This is a genomic window from Fictibacillus sp. WQ 8-8 (genome assembly GCF_024494405.1).
GTDB classification, from domain to species: domain Bacteria; phylum Bacillota; class Bacilli; order Bacillales; family Fictibacillaceae; genus Fictibacillus_C; species Fictibacillus_C marinisediminis.
On record NZ_JAMXKG010000001.1, the window covers coordinates 769,184 to 775,183 of the forward strand.

Sequence of the window (6,000 nt, forward strand, 5' to 3'; positions counted from 1 at the left end):
TTACAAACCCTGCACGCTTGTAGTGTCATGAGGCGTCTCTGCAGGATGCATATGTCTATAATTTCGACATATTTCCCGGGAAAAGCACAAGGATCTTGGTTGCAGGAAATGATTTCCACTCTATTCATAATCAAACTGCAAACTAGCTTTATTTCTAGCCTTTCAATCGTGCATTAGAGTTTATCTTTTCACTGGGGATTGTCCCAAGCGGATTATGCTTGTTCGCATATACTGCTAGAACACGCACATCATGTGTTTAGTTTCATAATGTATGGTGGAGAAAATTATGAGTAAAAAACATGAGAGCAGCAGCTCAAGCTCCAGTTCTAGCAGTTCCAGCCGGAACAAACCGGGAATCAACTGCAACAATCCGGGCCCTATTATCCCGTTGAACCCTGGACCGCCAGGATTCACATATTTTCAAGCTTTAAAGACAACGCCGCAGCCATTCATGGCGAATTTTATCGATGTCGTCACGTTTAATGACGTAATTTTTGACCGAAACAACGAATTTAACGTATTTGCTTCTGAATTCACAGCAACGCGAACAGGTTTCTATACGTTTTGTGCTAAAGTCAAATTCCGCGGTTCTCAGGCTGGCGGAGGGAGCGGTCAGTTATTTTTATTTAAAAACCGCTCATCTCAAGGATTTATCGCTGAATTTGGCTCAGTTACCATCCAAGGAACCCAGTGCGTCCAAATTTTTTATTCCGGAAAACGGGATCGGGATGTGTCTACGTCAGTATCTACAGGTGAATGATGCTGCACCTCTGCAGTTTCCACTTTCACTGGACGCTCCCTCTCCAGGCGTTTTACGGCATTTTTTAATTGAATGATCTTAATGAATCCAAGAAGTCCAACAGCCAGTCCCCCAATGGCAGCAGAGCCTAAAATAATGAGAACAAGCGGCCATTTGACACTTCCAAAAATATAGTTAAATTCTACATTATTGCCGTTGACGACCGCAAAAACGGCGATCAACACAGCGAACAGCAAACCAAAAAGCAAGTAACCTTGTGCTTTCATATTCTTTAGTCCTTTCTGTGTCCATTGATGGGATAGACGATGGTATTCAATAAGGCGCCAATGATGATGATCATGGCGGACAAGTAAAACCAAAGCATCAGAACGACAATTCCGCCGAGTTGGCCATAGAGCGCCGAATAGTTGTTTCCCCTGACATAAGCGGCAAATCCCATGGAAACGAGCTGCCAGCCGATCATGGAAAAAAAGGCGCCCGGAATCACTTTCGTCACGTTCAGCTTCACGTTCGGTGCAAAATAATAGAGTCCGATGAAGAATAGAAATAAGAAGAGACTGCCTAATCCCCATTGTATGAAAATCCATAATTTATGATAGCCATCTAATGAAAAAACATCGTTTAAATAATGCTTCATCAGCTGTTCAATGATCGGAACGAAAACGGAGAACAAGATTGCGATCATAAAGCCAATCGTAAGTACGATTCCTTCTAGTATTTGTTTTATAAAACTTTCTTTCACCTCAATGACATAGGCATCATTCAATACACGTTTGATACATTGAAAACCCATGGAAGAGAGCCATAAGGTGAAAATCAAACTGAATGACAACAGATTTCCCTGCTGGTTCGTAACGGTGTACGTCAGGGTCTTCTCGATCAAGTGATACGTATTTTCAGGAGCGTATGGTTTTGCTAGTTCCAAGATGTTTTCTTCTTGTATGGGCATGTAGGACAATAAAGAATAAATCACCAATAAAAACGGAAACACAGACATCAAAAAGTAATAGGCCATCTGGGCAGACAAATCATATACTCTCAGCGTAAAAAAGCGGTTGGCGAGCTTCTTTAGAATATCAGCAGCTGTCATATTAGCCCCCTTTCTTTACGGCCATCAAGTCATTCAGCAATTATACAAAGATTATACATATCATAAAAATAAATGCAAATGAAAGGCAGTCCCACTACACCTTTAAAAAGATGGACATGGTACAGAGGATATGAAAGTTCCGTGCGATTTAGAAGTATTTTCGTGAAAAAAGTGGTGCCAGGCACCGGCTTTTGACATATGTCAAAACGCGGTGCCTGACACCATTATGTTAACTCCTGGTGCACCTCGTGAGCCGCACGTATAGCGGATTCAATTGAGCCTTGAATCCAGCCGTGGGTCTTGGTCGCATGCTCTCCTGCAAAATGGAGTCTCCCTTCTGGTGAGGATATCGCCTCCCCGAACTCTTTTTCCTGATATGGCTTGAACATCGTAAACGCCCCGCCGGCATACTGGTTATTCGTCCAGGAATAGGATGCACCGGTTAAAAACTCCCGAAACACTTGAGATCCGTGAAAAAAGGACAAGCACCGCAGGGTTTCCTGAACTCTTGTCTTGTTCGGCAGACAGCTCCAAAGGTTGGAATCATCCTCCCACGTATAGCTTCCAAGCACCACTCCAGCCTGGCTGCCGTTTGGATAGTGGCTCGGGTAATACGTAAACCGTGATGCCTGGTCAGATACTGCTTTTCCTCCCCGCAAACCCTCATCTTCCCAAAATCGCCTTTTAAATTGCAGTCCCACTTTTGTGGAAGGCACATAATGAAGCTCACGGATCGCTCTTCTTTTATAATAGGACAGCGATTGCTCAGGTTCGATCCTCACAAAGTTCAGAACTGAAAAAGGCAGGGTGATGATGGCACGGTCTGCTTCAAAAGTTTCTCTTTCTCTGCTGGACGGATTTTCGGTATAAAGTATAACATTTTTGGGGCTCTGTATGATCCCGGTCAATCTTTTACCCATCTGCAGCCGTTCACCAAGCCTAGGCACAAAAGCTTTCGGCAGTTGATCATTTCCTCCTGTAACCTCATACCATTTTAGCTCTGGTTTAATAAAGATGAGCAGAATATCACGGAACGTTTCAAGAAAAGAAAGCTCAGGAAATCCTTCCAGCGAAATGAGAACCTTGATTTTATCTACCGCACCTGGAGATAAAGACCTTCCGAAGGGATTCTGTTTCAGGAAAGAATCGACCGAGTAGTTTTCGAAGCGTTCGATGACCACCGGCCAATGCCGTACAGGATCCTGATTCACATAATCAACGAGAGGCTGAATGGCAAACCTCAAAAGGTCCTCTGCCGTTCGGCCTTTTTCATGCGCCGCAACCGGGAACCCAAGCAGATCCGGATGCCGGCCATAAACATCGGATCGAACCTTTCTTCCATTGACGTAAAACAAATCATTCGGGAGGGCATTAATAAACCGGTTATACGGCAGTTTGAATTTATGGAGGTATTCAAACACCAACTTATGGGTCTCGGGTATTCGCATGGCTCCCGCCTCAAAATGCTGGCCATCCGAAAAGGGTGAGCGGACGGAGTAAATTCGTCCGCCGACCCGCTGAGACGCCTCCAGGATACGTACATCATGGCCAGCATCCAGGAGCAGCGTCCCTGCTACCAGCCCTGCTATTCCAGCCCCGGCCACTATTATTTTCTTTGGGGCTGCAGCAGGTTTCAGCCCGTTCCTGATCACGTTCAGCATTTCATCTTCTGATAGGATCCTTCTTACCATACGAAGCCCCCCAACCCTTGAACTTTTTCCCAATATATTCCTCATGCGAAAAGAAAATTAATTTTAATATAACAATAAACTTAAAGCCCTCTACTAGAATCCCAGGCGAAGGGACTGTTCTTATTCTAGAGTAAAGCCCGATTACGGTTCATAGACCAATAGGCTGTTTCCTATATAAAAATAAAAATCCCGCAACTGCGATTGACTCGCAGTTGCGGGATTTAGTTATTCGGTGTTTTGATTATGGTGCCAGGCACCCCTTTTACACACATGTCAAAACGCGGTGCCTGGCACCATCAAGGGCACCATCAAGTAGAGTGGCACCATTATGTAAACTCCTATACAGGCAGTTCCAGCGACACCGTTGTTCCCTTTCCCACCTCTGAATGAACTTCCAGCGTCCCGCCTACAGCCCGTGCTCTTTCTTCCATGCTGAACAAACCGACACCGGGTTCATCATGTTCAGCATCGAACCCTCGGCCATTATCGCTCACATTCACATGGACACTCCCATCCGTATCCGTTCCCTGAATCGATACCGCCGCTTCAGTTACACCTGCGTATTTCCGCACATTCGTTAGCGCCTCCTGAATAACCCGGTAAATTGTCGTTTCTTTTTCAATGCCCAGCCTTCCGAAAAGCGAGCAATCAAACTTCACGTCAATCCCATAGTTTTCACCGAAACGAGACAAAAATGAACGAATGGCAGGAACAAGTCCAAGATCGTCCAGAACGGACGGGCGCAATTCCCAGGAAATATCGCGCACTTCTTCAATCAGTTCTGATGCCTCCTGCTGCATCTGCTCCAGCAGTGGATGCTCCTTTTCCGAACGCATCCGGTTGATCGTAATCAAGTGACTGTACAAATTTTGCCCGATGCCGTCATGCAAATTCCGCGACAGACGCTTCCGTTCTTCCTCCTGTACGTCCAGCAAGCGAGTCATCATATGCTGAAGCTCCTTCTCCACCCGCTTTTTATCAGTAATCTCAGAACGGATGGCCAAGTACTGATAGGGTCTTCCGCTTTCATCAAGAAAGGGGACGATAGTCGTGTCCACCCAGTAATAGGATCCATCCTTTGCCCGGTTTTTCACTTCACCACGCCATACCTTGCCGCTTGAAATGGTTGACCAAAGGTTCTGCATGAACGCCTTAGGATGATAGCCCGAGTTGATCAGACGGTGATCCCAGCCCACCAGCTCCTCCCTCGGATACTGGGACACGCTGCAAAACTTATCATTCACGTAGGTGATGATTCCCCTGCGGTTGGTAATCGCCACGATCGCTGACTCGTCCAGTGCAAATTTAAAGTCGGCCAATTCCTTTTCGCGGGCATAAGTGCCAGCAGCATCCTCTGCCTCGATCTCAATATCTTGAAGGAGCAGCAAAGAATACGTCCCCCCATCCAGCTCAAATGAACTCTTTCTTATAAAAAGAGGAAATTCACGGCCGCTCTTTTCTTTCCCAAAGCAGGGGACCAATTTCTCCTCTTCCAGCTTCTCGATGTTCAAGACAGGAACCAGTTCTTCAATCTTAACATCATCTAAACTCGGCCATCCAAATCTATCTCGAGCCGCTTCATTCATTGACTTAACCGCACCGGAGGAATCAATGATTATCTGTCCTTTCCTCCCTATATCCTTTTGGTCCACTTTCATCCCCTCTTTTCAAAAGAGCTATTTATACCCTAGGAGTCCTTTTTTTAGAGCATATTCAACCAGTTCTGGCCTGGTTTTCAATTTAAGTTTCTCCATTAGATGGCCTTTATGGGTCTCCACCGTCTTCACACTGATAACCAGCTGTTCACCGATTTCTTTATTAGAATAGCCTTTGGCGATCAAGGTCAATACTTCCTTTTCACGGTCTGACAGCAACCTGTACGTATCCGTTGTTCCCTGTTTCACATGATTTAAATATTCTTCCATAAGGCGTTTGGTAGCCGCCGGATTCAAATAAGCATTTCCATGATAGACACTCTGGATGGCTGCCATGAGTTCTTCGTGCGGTGCACTTTTCAAAATACATCCTGAAGCACCTGCCTGAATCGCCTGAAATAAATATTCCTCATCGTTGTGCATCGTTAAAATCAAGATGGCACAGTCAGGAAGCTGCTTCTTTAACTCAGAGGTCGCCGACAGCCCATCTTTGCCATGCGGCATGCTCAAATCCATGATGACGACATCCGGCTTGAGTTCCAGTGCTTTTTGAATCCCTTCGTTACCTTCCGATGCCTCCCCGGCTACATCGAAATCCGGATGAGCGTTCAGCAGCATCATGAGCCCCTGCCGCACCACCGCATGATCATCCACAAGCAGAATCTTAATCAAGGTAGGTCCCTCCGTCCTCTTTTCATCACATTTCTTCTAGTTTACCATTTTCGGTTTTGGTTTGGTGGGGGGGGGGGGGGGGGGGGGGGGGGGTAAAAGAGTGTGGGCGGTACCCAACACACTCCACACCAC

General features: G+C 46.0%; 6 protein-coding genes. 1 reads left to right on the forward strand and 5 read right to left on the reverse strand.

Features of this window, described 5'->3' with window-relative positions:
• Positions 1 to 286: 286 nt before the first annotated feature.
• Entirely contained in the window at positions 287 to 760 is a 474-nt protein-coding gene (locus M1K46_RS03755) for a hypothetical protein (RefSeq protein ID WP_256224965.1), read from the forward strand.
• On the opposite strand, the gene M1K46_RS03760 is transcribed toward M1K46_RS03755, so the two are convergent.
• The 5 genes from M1K46_RS03760 to M1K46_RS03780 all read right to left on the reverse strand — a co-directional run bounded on the left by M1K46_RS03760 (position 706) and on the right by M1K46_RS03780 (position 5,868).
• A complete protein-coding gene (locus M1K46_RS03760; protein ID WP_256224966.1) occupies positions 706 to 1,026 on the reverse strand; it encodes a LapA family protein in 321 nt (106 codons plus the stop codon). The two genes, M1K46_RS03755 and M1K46_RS03760, sit on opposite strands and share 55 nt — an antisense overlap.
• 5 nt (positions 1,027 to 1,031) lie before the next feature.
• Positions 1,032 to 1,850, reverse strand: a complete 819-nt coding sequence (locus M1K46_RS03765) for a YihY/virulence factor BrkB family protein (protein WP_256224967.1) — start codon at positions 1,848 to 1,850, stop codon at positions 1,032 to 1,034.
• A gap of 224 nt (positions 1,851 to 2,074) precedes the next feature.
• Entirely contained in the window at positions 2,075 to 3,541 is a 1,467-nt protein-coding gene (locus M1K46_RS03770) for a flavin monoamine oxidase family protein (RefSeq protein ID WP_256224968.1), read from the reverse strand.
• A gap of 338 nt (positions 3,542 to 3,879) precedes the next feature.
• Entirely contained in the window at positions 3,880 to 5,199 is a 1,320-nt protein-coding gene (locus tag M1K46_RS03775) for a PAS domain S-box protein (protein WP_375162168.1), read from the reverse strand.
• Between the two features lie 18 nt (positions 5,200 to 5,217).
• Positions 5,218 to 5,868, reverse strand: coding sequence for a response regulator (locus tag M1K46_RS03780; RefSeq protein WP_053356593.1), 651 nt, complete (start codon positions 5,866 to 5,868; stop codon positions 5,218 to 5,220).
• Positions 5,869 to 6,000 lie beyond the last annotated feature (132 nt).